This window comes from Nonomuraea sp. WAC 01424 (assembly GCF_003947315.1).
GTDB lineage: Bacteria > Actinomycetota > Actinomycetes > Streptosporangiales > Streptosporangiaceae > Nonomuraea > Nonomuraea spiralis.
This window is the reverse complement of the sequence record NZ_QHHZ01000002.1, coordinates 697,642-718,920: the sequence shown is the minus strand read 5'-3', so window position 1 is coordinate 718,920 and position 21,279 is coordinate 697,642. Positions and strand designations below refer to the sequence as shown.

The following is a 21,279-nucleotide window of genomic DNA, read 5'->3' as shown; positions in this document are numbered from 1 at the left end:
ATGAGCTCAGGATGACCACCAAGATGCGCAGTGAGATCGCCGAGCAGCCGGAAGCGCTGCGGGCCACGCTCGACGCCCTGCTGCCCAGGGTCGGCGAGGTGAAGGCGGTGGGCGAGCAGACTCGCCAGCTGCTGTTCATCGCGCGTGGAACCTCCGACAACGCCGCAGTCTACGGCCGCTACCTGGTCGAGTCCCACGCGGGACGGATGGGCGCGCTGGCGGCGCCGTCCATCGCGACGACCTACAAGCGCAAGATCGACCTGGACGGCGTGCTGGCCGTCGCGATCTCGCAGTCGGGCCGTACCGAGGAGATCGTCGAGACGCTGGCCTGGGCCAAGGACTGCGGCGCAAAGACGGTCGGCATCACCAACGGCGGCGAGGACAGCCCGCTCGCCCAGGCCGCCGACGTCGCGCTGTGCACGCTGGCCGGCGAGGAGAAGGCCGTACCGGCGACCAAGACGTACACCACGCAGCTCGCCGCGCTGGCCGTGCTCGCGCTGGGCCTGGGCGCCGACGTGGACGCCGGGGACCTGCGGCGGGTGCCCGAGGCGGTCGAGAAGCTGATCGCCGAGCCGGGCGACCTGGACGCGGTCGTCGAAGGGCTGCTGGACAAGCCGGGCGTGGTCGTGTCGGGCCGCGGGCTCGCCTTCTCCACGGCCCTGGAGACCGCGCTCAAGCTCAAGGAGGCCTGCTACCTGCACGCCATGGGCCTGTCCTACGCCGACCTGCTGCACGGCCCGATCGCCGTGGTCGACGCCGAGACCCCGGCGCTGCTGGTGGCCTCGGAGAACAGCCCCACGCTGTCCGGCACGGTGGCCCTGGCCGAGCGGGTCGTGGCGGCGGGCGCGGCGGCGTACACGCACGGCGTCGGCGACGCGCTGGCGCAGGCCGGCACGGCCGCGCTCAACGGTCCCGACCTGCCCGAGTGGGTGGCGCCGATGGGTCTGATCATCCCCGGTCAGCTCCTCACCGAGGCGCTGGCCAGGCGCCTCGGCATCAACCCCGACTCGCCGCGCGGACTCAACAAGGTCACGCAGACGGACTGAGCGAGGCGCCTCGTTTAGCCTGGTCAAGGAGTTGAAGCGAGGGAGGACCGGATGGCGGCGGATGTGAATGCGATCATCGCCGGTCTCGGCGGTGCCGACAACATCATCGAGATCGAGCCCTGCATCACCCGGTTGCGCACCGAGGTGCACGACGCGTCCAAGGTCGACCAGGCCGCCCTCCGGGCGGCGGGCGCGCACGGCGTGATGGCCGCGGGCAACGTGGTCCAGGTCGTCGTGGGGCCGGAGGCGGACACGATCGCCAGCGACATCGAGGACATCATCGGCTAAGGGCGAGACCATGACGACTGTTCTCGCCCCGGTCGAGGGGGCGGCTGTGGGGTTGGCCGCCGTGCCCGATCCGGTCTTCTCCGCGGGCATGGTGGGGCCGGGAACGGCGATCGACCCGCTGCGGGGTCCGGGCAAGGCGGTGGCCCCCATAGCGGGAAAGATCATGAAACTGCATCCGCATGCCTACGTCATCGTGGGGGACGACGGCAGGGGCGTGCTGGTGCACCTGGGCATCGACACGGTCCAGCTCAAGGGGGAGGGCTTCCAGCTGCTGGCGGCCGAGGGGGACAGGGTCAGCGCCGGGCAGCCGGTCGTGGCGTGGAACCCGTCGGCCGTCGAGGCGGGCGGACGGTCCCCCGTCTGCCCGGTCGTGGCCCTGGACGCCCCCTCGGAATCGGTGACGGGGATCGTCCAGGGGGCGGTGCACGCCGGGGACGAGCTCTTCACATGGGACTAGCCGCCACTCCGCCCGAAACCGGTGCCCGTACGGTCGTATCCGGAGAAGACGTCACAATAGGCAAGCCTGACCCCGCGGGCTTCCTGCCCGCCGGCCGGCCCCACGGTCGCCGACCCGACCGCGAGCGGCCGTACGCCATTCACGTAAGGGTCCAGCTGGTCTGGACCGGGTAGAGAAGGAGAGGCTCATGGGTGAGCGCAAGGTCACGGTCGCGGCGGAGGTGGGTCTGCACGCCCGTCCCGCGGCGACGTTCGTCAAACGGGCCCAGCTGGCCCCGATGGACATCAGCGTGGCCAAGGCCAGCGGCGGAGGGACGCCGGTCAACGGCAAGAGCATCCTCGCCATCATGGCGCTCGACGTCCGGCAGGGCGAGACCGTCGTGATCAGCGCCGAGGGCGACGGCTCCGAGGAGATCCTGGACGAACTGGCCACGATCGCCGGAGCGCCATGAATCTGCGGGGGGTGGGGGTCAGCCCGGGCATCGGGCACGGCCCCGCGTACGTCCTGACCGTCTCCGTGCCCGAACCCCCCGAGGGCAGCACCTACACCGGTGAGGCGGAGCAGGAGAAGGAGCGGGCGAGTGCCGCCCTCTCACAGGTCGCGGGTGATCTCGAGGCCCGTGGCAACCAGGCGGGCGGCGAGGCCGAGGAGATCCTCAAGGCCCAGGCGCTGATGGCCGAGGACCCCGGGCTGGTCGTCAAGGTCCGGACCCTCATCGACCGGGGCCTCGCCGCTCCCCGGGCGGTGTTCGAGGCGTTCACGAAGTACCGGGACGTGCTCACCGGGGCCGGCGGCTACCTGGGCGAGCGCGCCGCCGACCTCGACGACATCAGGGACCGGGTGATCGCCCTGCTCACCGGTCATCCGCTGCCGGGGTTGCCGGTCGCTCCCGAGGAGCCGTACGTGCTGGTCGCGGCCGATCTGGCGCCCGCCGACACGGCGTTGTTGTCCCGGCGGGACGTGGCCGGGTTCGTCACCGAGCAGGGCGGACCCACCAGCCACACCGCGATCATGGCCAGGGCGATGGGCGTGCCCGCCGTGGTCGCCTGCCCCGGCGCGACCGGCATCCCCGGCGGCGTCCGGGTGCTGGTGGACGGCACCACGGGCGAGGTGAGCCTGGAGCCGTCCGACGACCACGTGGCCGAGGCGCGCGACGCGGCGGCGGCCAAGCGGGCGGCGATCGGCGCGGTCAAGGGGCCGGGCCGGACCGCCGACGGGCACGCCGTGCCGCTGCTGGCCAACGTCGCGGGCCCGGACGAACTGGCGGAGGCGATGGCCGCCGGGGCGGAGGGCGTCGGGCTGTACCGGACCGAGTTCCTCTTCCTGGACCGGGCCGAGGCCCCGGCCGCCGAGGAGCAGCGGCGGGCCTACCGCGAGGCGCTGGAGGCCGTACCGGGCGGCACGGTGGTCGTGCGCACGCTGGACGCGGGCGCCGACAAGCCGCTGCGGTTCCTGCCGGCCCCCGCCGAGCCGAACCCGGCGCTGGGGGAGCGCGGCCTGCGCCTGTTCAGGCGGTTCCCCGAGGTGATGGACGCGCAGTTGCGCGCGCTGGCGGACGCGGCGGAGGGCGCGCCGGCCGAACTGCTGGTGATGGCCCCCATGGTGGCCACGGCCGAGGAGGCCAGGTGGTTCGCCGACGCCTGCCGGGCGCGCGGGTTGTCCAACGTGGGCGTCATGATCGAGGTCCCGTCGGCGGCGCTGCGGGCCGGGCAGCTCGCCGGGGTGGTGGACTTCTTCTCGCTCGGCACCAACGACCTGGCCCAGTACACCTTCGCCGCCGACCGCCAGCTCGGCACGGTGAGCGGGCTCCAGGACCCGTGGCAGCCCGCGCTGCTCGACCTGGTCGCCATGTCCTGCGGACACGGCAAGCCGGTGGGCGTCTGCGGCGAGGCGGCCGCCGATCCGGCTCTGGCGTGCGTGCTGGTCGGGCTCGGGGCGACCACGTTGTCGATGGGCGCGGGGGCGCTGGGCGCCGTACGGGCCGCACTGGCCGCGCACACGCTGGAGCAGTGCAGGCTGGCGGCGCGCAACGCGCGGGCACAGGTCACGGCGGCGAACGCGCGCGCGGTGGCGCGCACCCACCTGCCCGGGCTCGCGGCACTGGGGGTGTGAACGGCCGTTTCCGGGTCGTGCGGCTCGTCCGCGCCGCGGCATCGATACCGTGGAAGGCATGTTCAGAAGGATCGGCACGGCAGGGCTCCTGGTGTTGGCGCTGACCGCGTGCGGCGGCGGCGGTGGCGCCCCGGCGAGCGCGGCCCCGACGGGCGCCACCCCGGAGGGCACGAAGGACACCTCCTCCGCGAGCACGACACCACAGAGCCCGCCGCAGGCCGGGGCAGACCCGGTCCTGCGGGCCGTGGAGCGGCTGACCCTGGAGGAGAAGGTCGGCCAGCTCTTCATGCCCGTCCTGTACGGCACCGCCGCCGACACCGTCTCCGGCGAGAACCAGGCCCGCTACGGCGCCCAGACCCCGGCCAAGGTGATCGCCCGCTTCCACCTGGGCGGCGTGATCCTCTTCCCGGCGAACGTGAAGTCCGCCGCCCAGGTCGTCAAGCTCACCAACGGTCTTCAGGAGGCGTCGAAGAAGGTCCCGCTGCTGGTCGGCACCGACCAGGAGAACGGCCTGGTCTCCCGCATGTCCGCGCTGATGACCGACTTCCCCGGCGCGGCCGAGATCGGCGCCACCAAGGACCCGGCGATGTCCAGGGCGGTGGCCAGGGCGACCGGCGAGGAGCTGCGGGTGCTCGGGGTCAACCTCGACTTCGCCCCCGTCGCCGACGTCAACGTGAACCCGCGCAACCCGGTCATCGGCCGGCGGGCCTACGGCAACGACCCGACCGCGGTGGCGAAGATGGTCGCGGCGGCGGTCAAGGGCTTCGGCGACGCCAAGGTGGCGGCCACGGCCAAACATTTCCCGGGCCACGGCGACACCTCCGTCGACAGCCACACGGGCCTGCCGGTGATCAAGCACACCAGGGCCCAGTGGGAGCGGATCGACGCGCCGCCGTTCAAGGCGGCCATCGGCGCCGGGGTCGACGCCGTGATGAGCGCCCACATCGTCTTCCCCAAGCTCGACCCCTCGGGTGACCCGGCGACGCTGTCCAAGCCCATCCTCACCGGCCTGCTGCGGCAGAAGCTCGGCTTCAAGGGCGTGATCTCCACCGACGCGCTCAACATGGAGGGTGTGCGCAAGAAGTACGGCGACGGCGAGGTGGCGGTGCGCGCGGTGCTGGCCGGGGCCGACCTGCTGCTCATGCCGTACGACCTGGGCAAGGCGTACCAGGCGGTGCTGGAGGCGGTGAAGTCGGGGCGCATCTCCGAGGACCGCCTCGACCAGTCGGTCACCCGGCTGCTCAGGCTCAAGCAGAAGAGGGGGCTGCTGACCGAGGCGCCCGTCGCGTCGGCGGAGGAGGCGGCCGGCGTGCTGCGTTCGCCGGAGCACCGCAGGCTGGCGGCCAAGGTGCGCGCCGCGGGTTAGCGCCGTTCGGTCGCGGGTGCTTCCGGGGACCGTACGCGGGAGCCGATTCCGGGCGTTCTATCCTAGAACCGGATTCGCGCGAGGAGGCGGTCGTGGTTGCCGGGATGCTCATCGATTGGGGCGGCGTGCTCACGACCAGCCTGACCGACTCCATCGCCCGGTGGATCGCGGCCGACCGGATCGACGCCGAGCACTACCGTTCGGTGATGCGCGAGCTGATCGACCACGCCTACCAGGGCGGCGCTCAGGACGGCGAGAGACAGAATGTCGTGCACGCGCTCGAACGCGGCGAGCTCGACGGCCCGGCCTTCGAACGCGACCTGGCCGCCCGGCTGCTCACCGTGGACGGTGTGCCGCCGGTCGCCGAAGGGCTGCTGACCCGGATGTTCGCCGGTTTCGAACGGGTCGACGCCATGTACGACATGCTCCGCGACGTACGAAGAAATGGTGTCAAAACCTGTCTGCTCTCCAATTCCTGGTCGAACACCTACCCTCGCCACGAGTGGGACGGACTCTTCGACGCGGTCGTGATCTCCGGCGAGGTCGGCATGCGCAAGCCCGAGGAACGCATCTTCCGCCACGCCCTCGACCAGGTCGGGCTGCCCGGCGAGCAGTGTGTGTTCATCGACGACGTCGAGGCCAACATCCGGGCCGCCCGCGCGCTCGGGATCACCGGCATCCACCACCGTGACGCCGACACGACCCTCGCAGAGCTGGAGTCCCTCCTCCGGCTCACGCTGCGACGGGCATGATGGTGCCCTTGCGATTTCGGAAAGGTTCGTGATGCGCGTCTATCTGCCGTGCACCCTCCCGGCCCTCGCCCGCGCGGTCGAGGCGGGGGAGCTGGGCCCGGCCCCTTTGACCGGCTACGCGGTGACCCCCGCGCTGACCGAGTGGTACGCCTCGGGCGACACCGAGGAACTGGAGTACGTGGCGCTCACCGAGGCGGCCCGCGCCTCGCTGCGCATGCTGGCCGCCGACCGCGCCGACGGCGTGGCCGCCGCGCCCCGGCGGGTCGTGGTCGCCGCCGAGGTGCCGGACGGATCGGCCTCGTCCGGCGCCGACCTGGAGGAACGGGCCCGGGTACGCCTCGGCGCGGCCGTCCCGATGGGCAAGGTGGCCGCGGTGCACATCGACGACCACTACGCCGCCGCCGACATCGAGGCCGCCGTCGGCGCGCTGCCCGCCTCCGACGACGGCGACGACGACGCCAGGTTCACGGTCGACGGCGCGGAGGCCCACGAGCTCATGTGGTACGCGACCCAGGAGATCCCTGACCTGCTGCGCTCTCAGAATGGCCAGACCTGACGAATATGCTGGTTGCGACATGACAAAGCACATCATCTGGGACTGGAACGGGACGCTCTTTCACGACATCGACGCTGTCGTGGGAGCCACCAACGCCGTCTTCAAGCCGTACGCGCTGCCCGAGCTCAACGCCGACGGGTTCCGCGCGGTCTACACCCGTCCCATCTGGGTCGCCTACGAGCGCCTCCTCGGCCGGCCGCTGGCCGAGGGCGAGTGGGAGCTGCTGGACGACGGGTTCCACGAGCACTACTTCAGGCTGAGCGTGGCCTGCGGGCTGGCCCCCGACGCCGAGGTCGTCCTCGGCGGCTGGGCCGGCACCCAGTCGCTGTGCTCGATGGCGCCGCACGCCCATCTGGTGCCGGTCGTCGAGTCCTTCGGCATCACCCGGCACTTCACCCGGGTCGACGGGCTCATCGGCAGCACCGGAGGCGAGAAGGCCGCCCACATGACCGCGCACATCCAGGCCCTCGACGTCGATCCCGGCGAGGTCCTGGTGATCGGCGACAGCGTCGACGACGGGCTCGCGGCCCGGCACGTGGGCGCGCGGGCGGTGCTCTACACCGGCGGCATGACCACGCGGGCCGAGCTGGAGGGCACGGGCCTGCCCGTGGTGGACACGCTCGCCCAGGCCATGCGGTACGCCTGAGCCCCGGAGGCATGCCGAATCCGCCCGTAAGGGGAGCACCCGGACGGGCGGCGGCCGTACGCTTGCCGGGAACCCCTCAGGAGGTCGCCATCAACCGCCTTGTGCTCTGGAACGTCGATCTCACACTGGTCGACGTCGCCATCGTGACCCGGGACGCCTACGCCGAGGCGTTCCGCGCCGTGACCGGCCGGCCGCTGGTCAAGCTCGTGCCGCCGCTCGGCCGTCCCGACTCCGAGATCGTCTTCGAGACGCTGGCCGTCAACGGGATCCAGGCCGAGGACGACCACCTGCCCAGGTTCCTGGCCGCCCTGGCCGTCGCCTTCACCGACCGGCGCGGCCGGCTGGCCAAGGAGGGCCGGCTGATGCCGGGGGCCAAGGACGCGCTGAAGTCGGTGGGCCGGCTCGACGGCGTCGTGCAGTCGGTGCTGACCGGCACGATCAAGGGCAACGCCGTACACAAGCTCAAGGCGTTCGGGCTGGACCGGTACGTCGACTTCGAGCTCGGCGGTTACGGCGAGGAGGTCTACCCCAAGGCGACGTTGTTGCAGGTCGCGCAGGGGAGGGCCAAGCAGCGGCTGGGCACGCCGTTCACGGCGGCCAACACGGTAGTGATCGGCGACTCCACGCGGGACGTGCAGGCGGCCAGGATCGGCGGGGCCGCCGTCATCGGGGTCGCCTCGGGGCGTTCGACGGCGGCGGAGCTCCGGGAGGCGGGCGCCGACCTGGCGCTGCCCGACCTGTCCGACGCCTCCGAGGTGGTGGCCGCGGTGGCCGGCCTGACATCCCCGGCGGACCGCAAGGCCGGCTGACCCGCCTCCACCTCCCCGGCGGACCGCAAGGCGGGCTGACCCGCCTCCACCTCCCCGGCGGACCGCAAGGCGGGCTGACCCGCCTCCACCTCCCCGGCGGACCGCAAGGCGGGCTGACCCGCCTCCCGCGGGCCCCCGTCATCAGGGCAGGGCGTTGAGGAAGCGGGCGGCGATGGGGGCCGCCACGGCCGAACCGGCGCCGCCGCCCTCCACGATCACCGCGAACGCCACGTCCCCCTTGTAGCCGATGAACCACGAGTGCGCGGGCGGCTCCTTGCCCGAGCCGTACTCGGCCGTTCCCGTCTTGCCGGCGGTGCCCGGGGGCAGGGGCGCGGCCTTGGCGGTGCCGTCCGTGACGACGGCGGGCATGAGCTTGCGCAGGGCGGAGACCACGCCGCGCTCCAGCGGGCGCGGACGGACGTCGGCGGCCATGTTCTTGGCGACGATCCGCGGCGGGATCCAGGAGCCCGAGGCGATGGCGGCGGCGACGGAGGCCATGTTGAGCGGGCTGGCCAGCACCCTGCCCTGGCCGATGGAGGCCGAGGCGAGGTCGGTGTCGTCCTTGGGGTCGGGGAACTCGGCGCGTACGGCCGGCACACCCGGCTTGATCGGCGTGTCGAAGCCGAAGCTCCTGGCCACCTGGGCGAGCCTGCCGCCGTTCAGCTCGGCCACGCTCATCTCGCCGAACGTGGTGTTGCACGAGTGCGCGAACGCGTCCTGGAAGGACAGCGTGCCGTAGTCCTTGAAGCCCGCGTTGTGGAAGGGGAAGCCGCCGATGTTCTTCTCGGCCGGGCAGGTGACCGTCTTGGCCGGCTCGACGCCGTCCGCGACCAGCGCCGAAGCCGTGACGACCTTGAACGTCGAGCCGGGCGGGTACTTGCCGAGCAGCGCCCGGTTGAAGCCGCCGGGCTTGTTGACCACGGCCAGGATCTCGGCGGTCGAGGCGCGCAGCGCCACCAGCGAGGCCGGCTTGGTGACGTCGTCGAGGGCCTTGGCCCCGGCCGCGTGCACCCTCAGGTCGATCGTGGTGGGGAACGGCTTGGTCCCGATCGGCTTGGCCAGCGTCTCGACCAGTTCGTCGCCCTTGTAGAGGCCGATGATCGAGTCGCCGCCACCGTCGAAGCGGTCGGGGTTGCTCTGCTTGATGCCCTCGACCAGCTGCTGCACCGAGCCGGGGGCGTCCGGGCCGCCGATCTCGGTGCCGTCGGCGGCCAGGACGCTGGGCGAGTCGCGCTTCTGGGCGACCAGGCGCAGCGAGAGGCCCTTCTTGAGCTTGGGGTGGATGACGGCAGGGGTCCAGGCGACCTTCCACGCGCCGTCCTGTTCGACCAGCTTGAACCGGCTCTGGTACTCCCAGTCCCGCCGGCCCTGCAGCTTGGCGCTGAAGTCCATGTAGCCCTTGTCGTCCGGGCCGCTGTCGGTGAAGACGCCGCCCTGGCGGGGGCGCTGGTAGGTCGCCCGCTCGGCCTTGAGGTCGGTGAGGAAACGCCGGTGCCAGGTCTCGAAGTCGGCGGGCGGGTCGGCGACCAGCTCCCGCATCTTCGCGTAGTTCTGGTCGGACCAGGCCGTGAGGTATTCGTCGGTCGTCTGCTCGGGTGAGCCTTTCGTGCGCAACAGCCAGATCGTGGTTCCCGCCGCGACGATCAGCACGACAAGGATGGCCATGACCAGCGGCCACCTGCGCCGACGTCGGCGGCGTGGTTGCTCCGGCCGAAGTCGCCCGTACAGTTCCCCCGTTTGTGATGCCATGGCCTGAGGACACCAGAGACGGAGAAGCCCCGTCCAATATTGATATAGGCGCTACAAAGATATAAATCTGGATATAGTGGCTGGTCATGGACTTGGTCCGGCATCTCCGTTACTTCGTCGTCGTGGCGGAGGAACTGCACTTCGGGAACGCCGCGATCCGCCTCGGCATGGCCCAGCCGCCGCTCAGCCAGCGGATCAAGCGCCTGGAGGAGGAGCTCGGCGTGCGGCTCTTCGACCGTTCCGCCCGCCAGGTACGCCTGACCGAGGCCGGACGGCTGCTGCTCGGCGAGGCCCGCGAGATCGTGACCAGGGTGGAACGGCTGCGCGAACTGGCCCGCCACGGCGAGGGCGGCCTGCTCAGGATCGGCGTCCCACCCGACCTGGCGGCCTCCGTGATCGCCGCGCTGGTCGCCGGCTTCCGCAGGACCAACCCGGACGTACGGCTCGTCCCCGCCGAGAACTGGACCGCCGACCAGGTGGCCGCGCTGGCCGAGGGCACGATCGACGTCGGGCTGGTCCGCCACCCCGTCTCGGCGCCCGGCCTGGAGTTCGGTCAGATGCTCGTACAGCCCCAGGGCGTGCTGCTCGCCGAGGACGACCCGCTGGCCGGAGCCGGCGAGGTGCACCTGGCCGACCTGACCGGACGTGAGCTGCTGATGCCGCCCAAGGAGGGCGAGCCGGGCTGGCACGCCGAGACGCTGGCCGAGTGCCGCCGGCACGGCTACGTCCCCGGCCAGGTGCACCAAGGCGCCGGGCTCGGCCTGGTGCTCGCGGGCCAGGCCGTGGCGTTCGGGCCGCGGGCGGACGTCCCTGGGCTGGCATGGCGGCCGCTGCTAGGCTCGCCGATCGCGTGCCGGCTCTCCACCGCCTGGCGCGCGGTGACAGGCCAGAGGAAGGACTGGGTCGCCGAGTTCTCGGCCGTTGCCGTACGGACGTTGAAGGAGAGCGCCGGGATGAGCGAGGAGGGCGTCGCGCCCGCGCGGCGGATCAGCCGGAGGCCGGGGATGGTGGCATGAGCGATCCCGATTTCGCGACGCTGTTCCGCATGGCCGGCGTGACGGGCTGGCTGCACGTCCGCGACGTCGACTCGGGCAGGGAGGCCGGGCTCGGCGCCGACCAGCCGGTGCCCCTGGCGTCGGTGTACAAGCTGCCGCTGCTGGTCGAGTTCTGCCGGCAGGCCGACGCCGGGCGGCTCGACCCCACCACCCAGACGACCGTGACGCCCGACCAGCGCGTCTCCGGGCCGACGGGCCTGTCGGCCATGCTCGACGAGGTGACGATGTCGCTGCGCGACCTGGCGTACCTGATGATGACGGTCAGCGACAACACCTCCGCCGACGTGCTGCTCGACCGGGTGGGCATGGACGACGTCAACACCATGCTGGACGCCTTCGGCCTCACCGGCACGCGCGTGCTGCAGAGCGGCCGGGCCATGTACGAGACCATGGAGCTGGACACCGGGCACGGGTGGCCGTACCTGGATCCTGAGGACATCTCCCGCATGCGGGTGCTCGACCCGGCGCGGACCAACCGCAGCACACCACGCGAGATGACCCGCCTGCTCGCCATGATCTGGCGGGACGAGGCCGCCTCGCCCGCGTCGTGCGCCTGGATGCGCGCCGTGCTCAACATGCAGGTGTGGCCCCACCGGCTGGCCTCGGGCTTCCCGTACGACGATGTGGAGGTCGGCGGCAAGACCGGCTCGCTGCCGACCCTGCGCAACGAGGTCGGCCTGGTCGAGTACCCCGACGGCGGCCGGTACGCGGTAGCGGTCTTCACCCGCTCGTTCGGCACCGCGGTCATCCAGCCACGCGCCGACGCGGTGATCGGCACGGCCGCGCGTATGGCGGTGGACCACCTACGGAGGTAGCAAGTTATGTGGGAGGTCAGGTATGACTTTCCGCCGACCGGGCGACAGGATGGGGCACATGGTTGCTGAAGGTGCGCTTCTCTGGGAGCCGACCGAGGAGGTCGTGGCCGCCGCAAAGCTGACCCGCTACCTGGAGTGGCTGGGACGGTCCGGCGCGGGCTACGAGGAGGTGTGGCGGTGGTCCGTCGACCGTCCTGAGGAGTTCTGGACGTCGATCTGGGACTACTTCGAGGTGGTCGGGGAACGCGGGGACGGTCCCGTGTTGTCGGGGGAGATGCCCGACGCGACCTGGTTCGAGGGCGCCTCGGTCAACTACGCCGAGAACGCGCTGCGCCGTACCGAGGGGACGGCCCTGGTCTTCGTCTCCGAGGACGGCACCCGCCAGGAGCTGTCCCGCGCCGAGCTGCGCGACGAGGTGGCCCGCGTCCGCGCCGGCCTGGTCAAGCTGGGCGTCACCAGGGGCGACCGGGTGGCCGGCTACCTGCCGAACATCCCGCAGGCCCTGATCGCCTTCCTCGCCACCGCCTCGCTCGGCGCGATCTGGTCGGCCGGCTCGCCCGACTTCGGGGTGCCGAGCATCGTCGACCGCTTCCGGCAGATCGAGCCCAAGGTGCTCATCGCGGTCGACGGCTACCACTACAACGGCAAGACCTACGACCGTACCGGCGAGGTGGGCGAGATCGCCGCCGAGCTGCCCACGCTGCGCGCCACCGTCTGGATCTCCTCCCTGGCCGCCGCGCACCCCCGCCAGGTCCCGCACGGCGAGGCGCTGGGCTGGGAGGAGCTGCGGGCCGAGGAAGGGCCGCTGGAGTTCGAACGGGTGCCGTTCGGCCACCCGCTGTGGATCCTCTACTCCAGCGGCACGACCGGGCTGCCCAAGCCGATCGTGCACGGGCACGGCGGCGTGCTGCTCGAACACCTCAAGTCGCTCTCCTTCCACCAGGACCTGGGCGAGGGCGATGTGTTCTTCTGGTACACCACCACGGGCTGGATGATGTGGAACTACCTCATCGGCGCCCTGCTGGTGGGGGCCACGCCGGTGCTCTACGACGGCTCGGCCACACATCCCTCGCCCGCCGCGCTCTGGCGCATCGCCGACACCGAGCGGGTGACGTACTTCGGGGTGGGGGCGCCGTACATCATGGCCTCACTGAAGGCCGGGCTGCATCCCACCGGGCTTGAGCGGCTGCGCGGCATCGGCTCGACGGGGTCGCCGCTGCCGCCCGAGGGCTTCGCCTGGGTCGCCGCCGAGCTGCCCGGGACACCGATCGGGTCGTTCTCCGGCGGCACCGACGTCTGCACCGGGTTCGTCGGGGCCACCATGTCGCACCCGATCAGGGCGGGGATCATCCCGTGCCGGTCGCTGGGGGCGAAGGTGGAGTCGTACGACCCCAAGGGCGAGCCGGTGGTCGGCGAGGTGGGCGAGCTGGTGCTGACCCGGCCGATGCCCTCGATGCCGGTGATGTTCTGGAACGACCCCGGCGGGCGGCGCTACTTCGAGAGCTACTTCGACGTCTACCCGGGCGTGTGGCGGCACGGCGACTGGATCAAGATCGAAGAGGACGGGAGCTGCGTCATCTACGGCCGCTCCGACTCCACGCTCAACCGCGGCGGCGTGCGCATGGGCACCAGCGAGTTCTACCGGGTCGTGGAGCGGTTCGACGAGATCGCCGACAGCCTCGTGATCGACACCGGCCAGCTCGGCCAGGAGGGCCGCCTGCTGCTGTACGTCACCCTCGCCGAGGGCGCCGAGTTCGGCGAGCCGCTCGAACGGGCATTGTGCGCGGCCCTCCGCCAGGAGCTGTCACCCCGGCACGTGCCGAACGAGATCCGCGTCGTGCCCGGCATCCCCCGGACGCTGTCCGGGAAGAAGCTGGAGGTGCCCGTACGCAAGATCCTGCTCGGCACGCCCGTCGAGGAGGCCGCCAACCTCGACGCCATGGCCAACCCGGAGGTGTTGCGGCACTTCACGCCGCCCGCCTGAGCGTGCGGGGCCCTGGGGCGACCGGCCTCAGGGCTCCAGGCCGAACAGCGGCAGGCAGCCGGCCAGGTTGCGGATCTCGATGTCGGGCGACGGCGACCAGTCCTCGCGGGCCAGGCGGAAACGCTGGGTGACGACCGGCTCGCCCTTGCGCGCGTGCGTGGTCGTGCCGTCTTCGCGGTAGCCGAGCTTCCTGGTCACCGCGAGCGAGGCGTGGTTGTCCTCGAACGCCTCCGTCACCGCGTGGCGCGCGCCGAGCCCGGCGAAGGCGAGATGCAGGACGGCCCGGCGCATCTCCGTGCCGATGCCCTGGCCGTGGAAGCGCCGGCCCAGCCAGGAGCCCGTCTTGACCTCGCGGGTGACGGGAAAGCTCGTGGCCATGATGCCCTGGGTGCCGACGACCTGGCCCTCGTGCACGGCGACCAGCTCCAGCGACCAGTCGTCGGCGGTGAACCCGCCCCAGTTCCGGAAGTGGTACTGCAGCGTACGCCGGGCCCGCTCCTCCGGGGACGCCTCGGACCACGGGAACAGGAACGGCATGTAACCCGGCTCGTGGACGCCCTCGGCCGCCCGGTCGGCCAGTTCGTCGAGGTCGTCGAGAGTGGGGTGCCGCAGCTCCAGTCGCGGCGTGGTGATGGAGAGCTCAAAGAGCGGCCAGTTGCGCATATCTCCGCATACTTCCAGTCTTACGGCCGTCCCTGCGACTGGTTTTTTGCCTGCGCCGGAGAATTCGCGAGAAAGCTTTTGCCGAACGGTGTGCGCGCCGGAGTATTCCTTGGCTATGGTTGGGGCTGTTCGGAGGGGTGAAAGAAGCCGGATGGGCGAACGCGCAGCTCGCCTCCCGGCCTCTGGAGCGAAGGCGGATGCGTCCATGGCGTATCCGCCTTTTCTTCGTTGTTTCCGCGCTTGCACAAGGCAGCTCTAAAGCTTGGGCTCAGCCGTCGCATAAATGCGAAATGCCGGTTTTTAACGGGATTTGCAAGTGTCGTGAATTGTCGGCGATCTGGGTAGGCGTCGAACTATGATCACAAAAGTTCGGAGAGCGGTTGTTTTCGTCGCCCTCGGGTGTGGCGGGCTGCCGTTCCTGGCTGGAATGCCCGCCGTGGCGGACACGGAGGTGCCCGGCGGCGCCACGGCGCGCGGCGACACGGTCGTGCGGCGGCCGGGCGACCGGGACGATCACGGCCCGCTCCTGGCGCGGGACGACCGGGGTGACCGGGACGACCGGGGTGACCGGGACGATCAGGATGTCTTGGACGACCTGGACGTCCTGGACGATCAGGATGACCTGGACGATCACGACACGGTCGTCCCGCAGCCGGGCGGCGGCGAGGATCACGACGCGGCCGTGCGCCCGGCCGCCCGGGCCGAACACGGCACGGGCGGCCGGAAGGAGCACACCACGGTCGTGTTGCGGCCGGGCGACCGGGGTGAGACCGTCAAGCTTCTCCAGCAGCGGCTGCACAAGCACGGCTACTACTACGGCAAGCTCAACGGCGTCTACGACGAGCAGACGAAGTTCGGCGTGTGGGCCCTCCAGAAGCACCGCCACCTGCGTCCCCAGGGTGCGGTCGGGCCGGAGGTGTGGCGGGCGTTCGACCGGCCGGTGCGCATGAAGCCGCTGGTCCCGAGCGGCGAGCCCGACCGGGTCGAGATCAACCTGCGCTACCAGCTCCTGGTCGTCTACCGCCACCGCCGTCCGGCGCTCGTCTCGCACATCTCGACCGGCGCGAAGGTGAGCTACTGCCACAACGGCCATTGCGGCAACGCCATCACCCCGCCCGGCGACTTCCACGTCACCAGCCGCGCGCCAGGCTGGACCGAGGGGCCGCTGGGCACGATGTACGACTCGCTCTACTTCAACGGGGGCATCGCCATGCACGGCTCGACGAAGGTGCCGCTGCGGCCCGCCTCCCACGGCTGCGTCCGCGTGCCGCTGTCCACCTCGAAGCGCCTGTACGACATGATCGACGTCGGCGAGCCCGTCTACGTGCGGGAGAAGTAGGTCAGATGCCCTGCGGCAGGCGGAACAGCCGGTCGGGGTCGTAGGTGGACTTCACCTCGGCCAGGCGGGCGGCGTTGGGGCCGTAGTAGGCGCCGCGCCAGCCGGTCAGGTCGGGATCGATGTAGTTCACGTACGCGTGCTCGCCGAAGTGCGGGGCCATCTCGCCGTGCAGGCCGCGCAGCCATGTCCGGTCCGTGCCCTCGGCGTAGTACTGCACGCTGTAGAGCGCGGCCCGGTGCGGGAACGCCGTGGCCGCCGGCTTGACCCGGCCCACCGCGCCGCCCAGCGCGTCCAGCAACACCGAGTGCCGTCCGCCGCGCGCCACCCCGTCCACCAGGCTCCGGACGCCGCCGGCCGGGAGCTCGGAGTAGGCCATGTGGGACTTGGCGGCGAACGACTCCCGAGGCGTCCGGCGGCACTGCTCCACCGAGCTCGACGCGCACCCCGCCATGATCATCATGGCCTGCCGGTACGACGTGGTCCGCACCGACCTCGACGACGGCGTGCCGACGCGGGCGACCAGCGGCGCCAGCAGGCGGTCCAGGGACGCCTTCGGCCCCGCGTACGTGCCGACGACGAGCACGTCCAGGCCGCGTGCGTCCCTGGTCAAGTGCAGCGACGACCACAGCTCGTCCGGGGCGGACGGGCCCCACGACTGCCAGGCGCGCACCGCGGCCCCGGCCTTCGACCACGGCCAGTGCAGGAAGAACACGGTCAGGTCGTGCGCGGCGTGGGTGCGGAAGGTGAAGGAGACCGCGATGCCGACGTTGCCGCCGCCACCGCCCCGGCAGGCCCAGTAGAGGCCGGAGTGGTGGGTGGCGTCCGCGGTCAGCAGGCGGCCGTCGGCCGTGACCACGCGGACGGACTCCAGCGTGTCGCAGGTCAGCCCGTACTTCCTCGACACCACGCCGATGCCGCCGCCCAGCGTCAGCCCGGCGATCCCGACCGTGGGGCACGAGCCCGCCGGGATGCTGACGCCGTGCCGGGCGAGCCGGTCGTAGACGTCGATCAGCTTGGCGCCCGCCCCGACCGTGGCCCGGCCGGAGGCGTAGGAGACCGTGTTCATCCTGGACACGTCGATCACCAGGCCGGTGCCGGTGGACCAGCCCGCGTAGGAGTGGCCGCCGGAGCGGGCGGTGACCGCGACGCCGTTCGCGCGCGCGAACGACAGGCAGGCCGAGACGTCCGCGGGGGTCGCGCAGTAGGCCACGCCGCCCGGCCTGATCCGGTCGTAGACCGGGTTGAACAGGCGGCGGGCGCTGTCGTACCCGGAGTCGCCGGGCAGCACCAGTGTGCCCTTGAGCTGCCTGCGCAACCGCGCCCAGTCCGGCGGCGGCGCCGACCGCGCGGCGCCGCCGGCCATCACCAGCGGCGCGAGCGTGGTGAGGTGGAGAAAGGCCCGGCGGTCCATCAGCGTCCCCCGTCATTCGGTACGAACCGATCGATGAGACGCGCGGACACCCGGACAGGTTGGTCACAAGTGCATCACTACCGACCTCACCCAGCCGTCCCTCCAAATCCCGAAATATTCGGACTGGCCCCCACCCGCGTCAGCCGCGGCCCCGGCGCCTTCCTCAGCACGCCGTCCTTGACCAGCCGCAGCGGCGACATGGGCGGTTTCGGCCCGTCCCCGCTCGTCTGGGCGATCCTCAGGGCCAGCGCCGGGCACATCTCGACCGCCCGCCGCGCGTCCTTGACCATCCAGCCCGGCACGTTCCTGAACGACGGGAACCCGTAGTCGTCCAGGTCCACGAACTCCGGCAGCAGGTGCGCGCACAGGCCGTGCCCCTGGCAGCGGGTCCAGTCCACCTCCAGCCGGTACTCGGGCTCCACCTCGGGCTCCGGCATCGGCAGGATCCCGCGTACCGGACGGCCGCACGAGCCGTGCTCCAGGTGGAGCGCGATCTCGCTCTCGAACGCGTCCAGCGCCGACAACACGAACTTGGCCGTGCCGTCGGGATGGAAGCACGCGCCGCGCCGCTCGACGGCCCGTACGCACCGGCGTACGGCGTCGACCGAGCCGGTGCCCTCGGCGATCGCGCACAGGGCGCGGGCCACGTCGGGCAGGCCCAGCCGGCAGGGTCCGCACTGCCCGGCCGACTGCGCGGCCAGGTACGAGGCCACCCTGGCCGCCTCGCCCAGAGGACAGGTGGCATCGCCCAGCGGCACGATGATCCCGGCGCCCAGCGTGGCCCCGGCCAGCTTCATGCCCTCCCGCGAGATCACCGCGGACCGGGCCACCTCGGCCGACAACCACGCGCCGTGGTAGCCGCCGACCAGCACGCCGTCGCCCGCCTCGGCCTCGCACAGCGCGAGCACGTCGGCCAGCGCGACGCCGGTCGGCGCCTCGATCACGGCGCCGTTGGCCGCGCCGCCGCTCACCGTGAGCAGGATCGTGCCGGGTTCCTTGCTGGTGCCGACCTCGGCGTACTTCTCGGGGCCGTACTCGGCGAGCAGCGCGAACTGCGCGTAGGTCTCGGTGTTGGACAGCAGGGTCGGCAGCCCGTCCACGCCGCTCGTGGCGGCCCGCCGCTTGCGGCCCGGCGGGATGGCCTCCTCGCCGTTCACGCCGCGGACGAGCGCACCGCCCTCCCCACTGATGAACCTCTCCGCCAGGCCGACCACGCGGATCGGGATGCGGCTCTCCGAACCGCCCGCCACGTTCGCGGCCCGGCGTTCGGCCACGGCGGCGGCCACGGACGACTCGGCCACCTCGCCCTCGACGGTGGCCACGACCACCTCGCGGGCGCCCAGCGCCGCGGCCGCCAGGATCGCGCCGTCCAGGACGAGGTGCGGGTTGCGGGTGAGCAACATGGCGTCCTTGGAACTGGCGGGCTCGCCCTCCGCGCCGTTGACCAGGACCACGCTCTCGCCCGTACCCGCCGCGTCGGCCACCGCCCGCAGCTTGCGCCCGAACGGGAAGGCCGCGCCGCCCCGCCCGCGCATGTCCACCTCGTTGACCATGGAGATCAGCTCGGCCAGCTCGCGCGGCCGCGGCTCGCCGTGCAGCGTGCGGTGCGCGGGCAGGTCCAGCCGCCGGCAGTGGTCGAGCCCGGCGGTCAGCCGGGCCGGGCCCATCCGCAGCACCCGCGGCACCCGGTGCGGGATCATGACCGGCCCCTGACGGGTCCGCGTCCCGCCCGCGGGCTCATCCGGCCTCCCGGTACCTGCGCCGGGCGTCGGCCAGGCTCACCGGCGCGTCGGCCGGCGCCGCGGCGGTCGCCGCGGCCCGCGGCCGCTCGACGGGCACGTCCGCCGTCCGGCCGGCCGTCACGGCGGGCGCCTCGACCCTCTCCGGTACGACGTCCGGCCTGCGCAACGTGGCCAGCACACGTACGACGAGCGCCGAGCCGACCGCGGCCAGGCAGGCCACGTACGACCAGGCCACCCAGCCGGCCGGGGAGCGGCCCGCCGTCAGGCCGTGCATGATCGCGATGGGCCAGGCCAGGTAGGCGGCCGAGTGCAGCAGCCGCCACAGCCAAGGCGTGCCGCGTACCGCGAAGCGACCCCTGAGCATCCCCGTGGCCACCGCCACGACCATCAGGTCGAAGGCGAGCGCGCCGAACCCCACGTAGAGCCCGGCCACCGGGACGACAGCGGCCCCCGGTGGCGCGTGACCCAGACTGATCATGAGGGCGATGTGCGTGACCAGGTAGCCGAGCCCGATGAGCGCGGTGGCCCGGTGCGCGAGCTGGGCCCTGACCCGGTTGGCCGGGGACAGGAAGACCCGTTCTGTGGTGACCAGGCCGAGCGCGACCGTCGCGGTCAGCAGGACCAGGGAGAACACGCCCGCGTAGAACTCGAGGAAGCTCACCCCTCGGCCGAGCAGCGCGATGCCGCGGTCGGTCCCGGCCAGCGCGACCACCGACAACACGATGGCCGTCAACGTGGCGCTCGCCCCCAGCCGGACGTTCCTGGTGTCCAGCTTGGTGGGGGCGTGCCGGGGCTGTCGTCTGTGGAGCATGTATTTCCCTCCAAGGTCGGGTGAGGGTACGACTCGGAAGGCTGATGGGGACGTGTCAGCAGCGGCGACCCCGGTTGATGCACGAGACGACGAATTGCATCAGCCGGTCGGGCATGACGTTGGCGAAGTCCGCGTGGTCGGTGACGGGGTTGTGCTTCTGTTCAGGGAACGCGTCCACGGCGAACGACGGACCCTGTGGAACCGTGTAGGCGAGGATCATGCGCAGTTGCGGAATCGCCTTGGTGCCTTGCGGACAGGCGCCGTTCTGCCCGGGGAAGCCCACGTGCGTGCGGTGATTGGCGCTGTCGGTGTTCTGACCGTCCCAGCAGCTGGGGAAATCCAGAATACGAAGAACCTGACTTCCGCGCGGGCAAAGCGGATATTTATCGGGACTTATGCGATTTGTGAATCCTGTGCAGGTCCAGCGGGCGCGGGCGTTGCCTCCGCCGTTCGTCCCGGCCTTGGCGTCGCCGGTGATCAGCCGCAGGAACCTCGGCATCGCGACGACCCTGGAGGTCGCGTTGCCGCGGAACTGCAGGCTGACGGCGCGGGCGCGGATCACCTGGCCGACGTTGCCGTCCGGGTCCTGGGCGTCCACGTCGCCTTTGCGGTTGCGCAGAACCGGCCAGAAGTAGGTGGATTTATCCCCTTGGCGGCAAGTGGTTTCGGCGGCGGCCAGGCTCTCGTCGGTGGAGAAGCCGTCGGTCGAAAGGTTGCCCACGTAGTCGTGGAGATGATGGGCGCCGTTGCTCACGCCGGGGGCCACGATGAAATTGTCGGGATTGTTGTGACCATTGCGATTGGTGCCGCATTCTGCGACGAATGTGCCGCGTGAGCCGTTCCGGCCGATGCCGGCGTCGAGCCTGAGAGGCTGGACCTGGCGGATGTCCACGAAGTCCGTGACGAACGGGCCCAGGTTGAGGCATTCGTCGCCCTGGGACGCCGTGGGCGAGGGCGAGGGCGACCGGGTGGGCCTGGACCGGTCGCGGAACTGGTCGCTCGGCTGCTCGTCGGTGGGCTGGTCGGTCGGCTGCTCGTCGGTGGGTTGGTCGGTGGCGTTCTGGTCCGGGTTCTGGTCCGGGTTCTGGGGGGCGTTCCGGGTGGGGGCGAGGGTCCGGGCCGGGCGGTTGCGCCCGAATCCGGTGCCGGCCTGGTCGCCCGGGTCCGGCGGCTGCGCCGGGTCGCGCAGGGTGATCCCGCCGCCCTGCACCTGCTGATCACCGTTCCGCTGCTGCTCGGGGGCCTGCTGGTCGGGCACCTGTTGGTCGGGGGCCTGCTGGTCCGGCGCCTGCTGGTCCGGAGCTTGCTGGTCAGGGGCCTGCTGATCGGGGGCTTGCTGGTCCGGCGCCTGTCGGTCGGCGGCGCGGTCGCCCTGTCGCTGGGCGTTCTCCTGGCTCGCCTGCGCCGGATCGCAGTTGTCGGCCCGTACCGGACCCGCGCCGATGACGGCGGCGGACACCAGGCCACCCGCCGCCACGGCAAGAGCGGACACGGCCGCGGCCATGCGCCCAGTTCTCCTCATGGTTGTCTCCTCGTATCGACCGCCTCGGCGGCGCCGAGCATGAGGTCTCGCCGCACGAAGGCCGTTGCATGGTCGGAGGTACGCGGGCTTACACCATCAGGTTCACCTATGACCGGAGATAGTTAGAAATGACTGGAGTTATCGGAGTGGCTGCCG

At 71.7% G+C, this 21,279-nt stretch carries 20 protein-coding genes; 14 read left to right on the top strand and 6 right to left on the bottom strand.

Translation table 11 applies throughout. The features are described 5' to 3' along the window. The first annotated feature begins 11 nt into the window (after positions 1-11). The 10 genes from DMB42_RS08645 to DMB42_RS08600 all read left to right on the top strand — a co-directional run bounded on the left by DMB42_RS08645 (position 12) and on the right by DMB42_RS08600 (position 8,032). Entirely contained in the window at positions 12-1,046 is a 1,035-nt protein-coding gene (locus DMB42_RS08645; RefSeq protein ID WP_125632340.1) for an SIS domain-containing protein, read from the top strand. Between the two features lie 51 nt (positions 1,047-1,097). Next, complete coding sequence (locus DMB42_RS08640) at positions 1,098-1,334, top strand: glucose PTS transporter subunit EIIB (protein WP_125632338.1); 237 nt, start codon at positions 1,098-1,100, stop codon at positions 1,332-1,334. A 10-nt stretch (positions 1,335-1,344) separates the two neighbouring features. After that, entirely contained in the window at positions 1,345-1,791 is a 447-nt protein-coding gene (locus tag DMB42_RS08635; protein ID WP_125632336.1) for a PTS glucose transporter subunit IIA, read from the top strand. A gap of 187 nt (positions 1,792-1,978) precedes the next feature. Next, the gene (locus DMB42_RS08630; RefSeq protein WP_125632334.1) at positions 1,979-2,242 is read left to right on the top strand and encodes an HPr family phosphocarrier protein; all 264 of its coding nucleotides are present in this window, start codon (positions 1,979-1,981) and stop codon (positions 2,240-2,242) included. Then, positions 2,239-3,903 (top strand): phosphoenolpyruvate--protein phosphotransferase, encoded by a 1,665-nt coding sequence (gene ptsP / locus DMB42_RS08625; RefSeq protein WP_125632332.1) that lies wholly within the window; start codon positions 2,239-2,241, stop codon positions 3,901-3,903. Before DMB42_RS08630 ends, ptsP begins: the two co-directional genes overlap by 4 nt. Before the next feature lie 58 nt (positions 3,904-3,961). After that, positions 3,962-5,269, top strand: a complete 1,308-nt coding sequence (locus DMB42_RS08620) for a glycoside hydrolase family 3 protein (protein WP_125632330.1) — start codon at positions 3,962-3,964, stop codon at positions 5,267-5,269. A 104-nt stretch (positions 5,270-5,373) separates the two neighbouring features. Continuing rightward, the gene (locus tag DMB42_RS08615; protein WP_125632328.1) at positions 5,374-6,021 is read left to right on the top strand and encodes an HAD family phosphatase; all 648 of its coding nucleotides are present in this window, start codon (positions 5,374-5,376) and stop codon (positions 6,019-6,021) included. A 31-nt stretch (positions 6,022-6,052) separates the two neighbouring features. After that, positions 6,053-6,577, top strand: a complete 525-nt coding sequence (locus DMB42_RS08610; protein ID WP_125632326.1) for a DUF6912 family protein — start codon at positions 6,053-6,055, stop codon at positions 6,575-6,577. A 19-nt stretch (positions 6,578-6,596) separates the two neighbouring features. Then, complete coding sequence (locus DMB42_RS08605) at positions 6,597-7,223, top strand: HAD family hydrolase (protein WP_125632324.1); 627 nt, start codon at positions 6,597-6,599, stop codon at positions 7,221-7,223. A gap of 101 nt (positions 7,224-7,324) precedes the next feature. Next, positions 7,325-8,032, top strand: coding sequence for an HAD family hydrolase (locus tag DMB42_RS08600; protein WP_260477566.1), 708 nt, complete (start codon positions 7,325-7,327; stop codon positions 8,030-8,032). A 141-nt stretch (positions 8,033-8,173) separates the two neighbouring features. Here DMB42_RS08600 and DMB42_RS08595 read toward each other — a convergent pair whose 3' ends face one another. Beyond that, the gene (locus DMB42_RS08595; RefSeq protein ID WP_260477565.1) at positions 8,174-9,697 is read right to left on the bottom strand and encodes a penicillin-binding transpeptidase domain-containing protein; all 1,524 of its coding nucleotides are present in this window, start codon (positions 9,695-9,697) and stop codon (positions 8,174-8,176) included. A gap of 170 nt (positions 9,698-9,867) precedes the next feature. On the opposite strand from DMB42_RS08595, the gene DMB42_RS08590 reads away from it, so the two are divergent. Genes DMB42_RS08590 through DMB42_RS08580 form a run of 3 tightly spaced genes read left to right on the top strand, consistent with a single transcriptional unit; the run spans position 9,868 to position 13,635 of the window. Next, a complete protein-coding gene (locus DMB42_RS08590; RefSeq protein WP_125632320.1) occupies positions 9,868-10,797 on the top strand; it encodes a LysR substrate-binding domain-containing protein in 930 nt (309 codons plus the stop codon). Beyond that, a complete protein-coding gene (locus tag DMB42_RS08585; protein WP_125632318.1) occupies positions 10,794-11,651 on the top strand; it encodes a serine hydrolase in 858 nt (285 codons plus the stop codon). Before DMB42_RS08590 ends, DMB42_RS08585 begins: the two co-directional genes overlap by 4 nt. 58 nt (positions 11,652-11,709) lie before the next feature. Next, positions 11,710-13,635: an acetoacetate--CoA ligase gene (locus tag DMB42_RS08580; protein WP_125632316.1), complete on the top strand. Its 1,926-nt coding sequence runs from the start codon at positions 11,710-11,712 to the stop codon at positions 13,633-13,635. 27 nt (positions 13,636-13,662) lie between these two features. Here the strand turns inward: DMB42_RS08580 and DMB42_RS08575 are convergent, their stop codons facing one another. Further along, the gene (locus DMB42_RS08575; protein ID WP_125632314.1) at positions 13,663-14,298 is read right to left on the bottom strand and encodes a GNAT family N-acetyltransferase; all 636 of its coding nucleotides are present in this window, start codon (positions 14,296-14,298) and stop codon (positions 13,663-13,665) included. Between the two features lie 436 nt (positions 14,299-14,734). Between DMB42_RS08575 and DMB42_RS08570 the strand changes: the two genes are divergently transcribed. Then, entirely contained in the window at positions 14,735-15,637 is a 903-nt protein-coding gene (locus DMB42_RS08570; protein ID WP_125632312.1) for a L,D-transpeptidase family protein, read from the top strand. Between the two features lies 1 nt (position 15,638). Here the strand turns inward: DMB42_RS08570 and DMB42_RS08565 are convergent, their stop codons facing one another. The 4 genes from DMB42_RS08565 to DMB42_RS08550 all read right to left on the bottom strand — a co-directional run bounded on the left by DMB42_RS08565 (position 15,639) and on the right by DMB42_RS08550 (position 21,105). After that, positions 15,639-17,048, bottom strand: a complete 1,410-nt coding sequence (locus DMB42_RS08565; RefSeq protein ID WP_125632310.1) for an FAD-binding oxidoreductase — start codon at positions 17,046-17,048, stop codon at positions 15,639-15,641. An 86-nt stretch (positions 17,049-17,134) separates the two neighbouring features. Continuing rightward, a complete protein-coding gene (locus DMB42_RS08560) occupies positions 17,135-18,748 on the bottom strand; it encodes an NADH-quinone oxidoreductase subunit NuoF family protein (RefSeq protein WP_260477564.1) in 1,614 nt (537 codons plus the stop codon). Positions 18,749-18,785: 37 nt separating this feature from the next. Continuing rightward, on the bottom strand, positions 18,786-19,601 hold the full coding sequence (locus tag DMB42_RS53045; protein WP_185844527.1) for a hypothetical protein: 816 nt from the start codon (positions 19,599-19,601) through the stop codon (positions 18,786-18,788). A gap of 55 nt (positions 19,602-19,656) precedes the next feature. Beyond that, the gene (locus DMB42_RS08550) at positions 19,657-21,105 is read right to left on the bottom strand and encodes a DUF1996 domain-containing protein (protein ID WP_221762052.1); all 1,449 of its coding nucleotides are present in this window, start codon (positions 21,103-21,105) and stop codon (positions 19,657-19,659) included. Positions 21,106-21,279 lie beyond the last annotated feature (174 nt).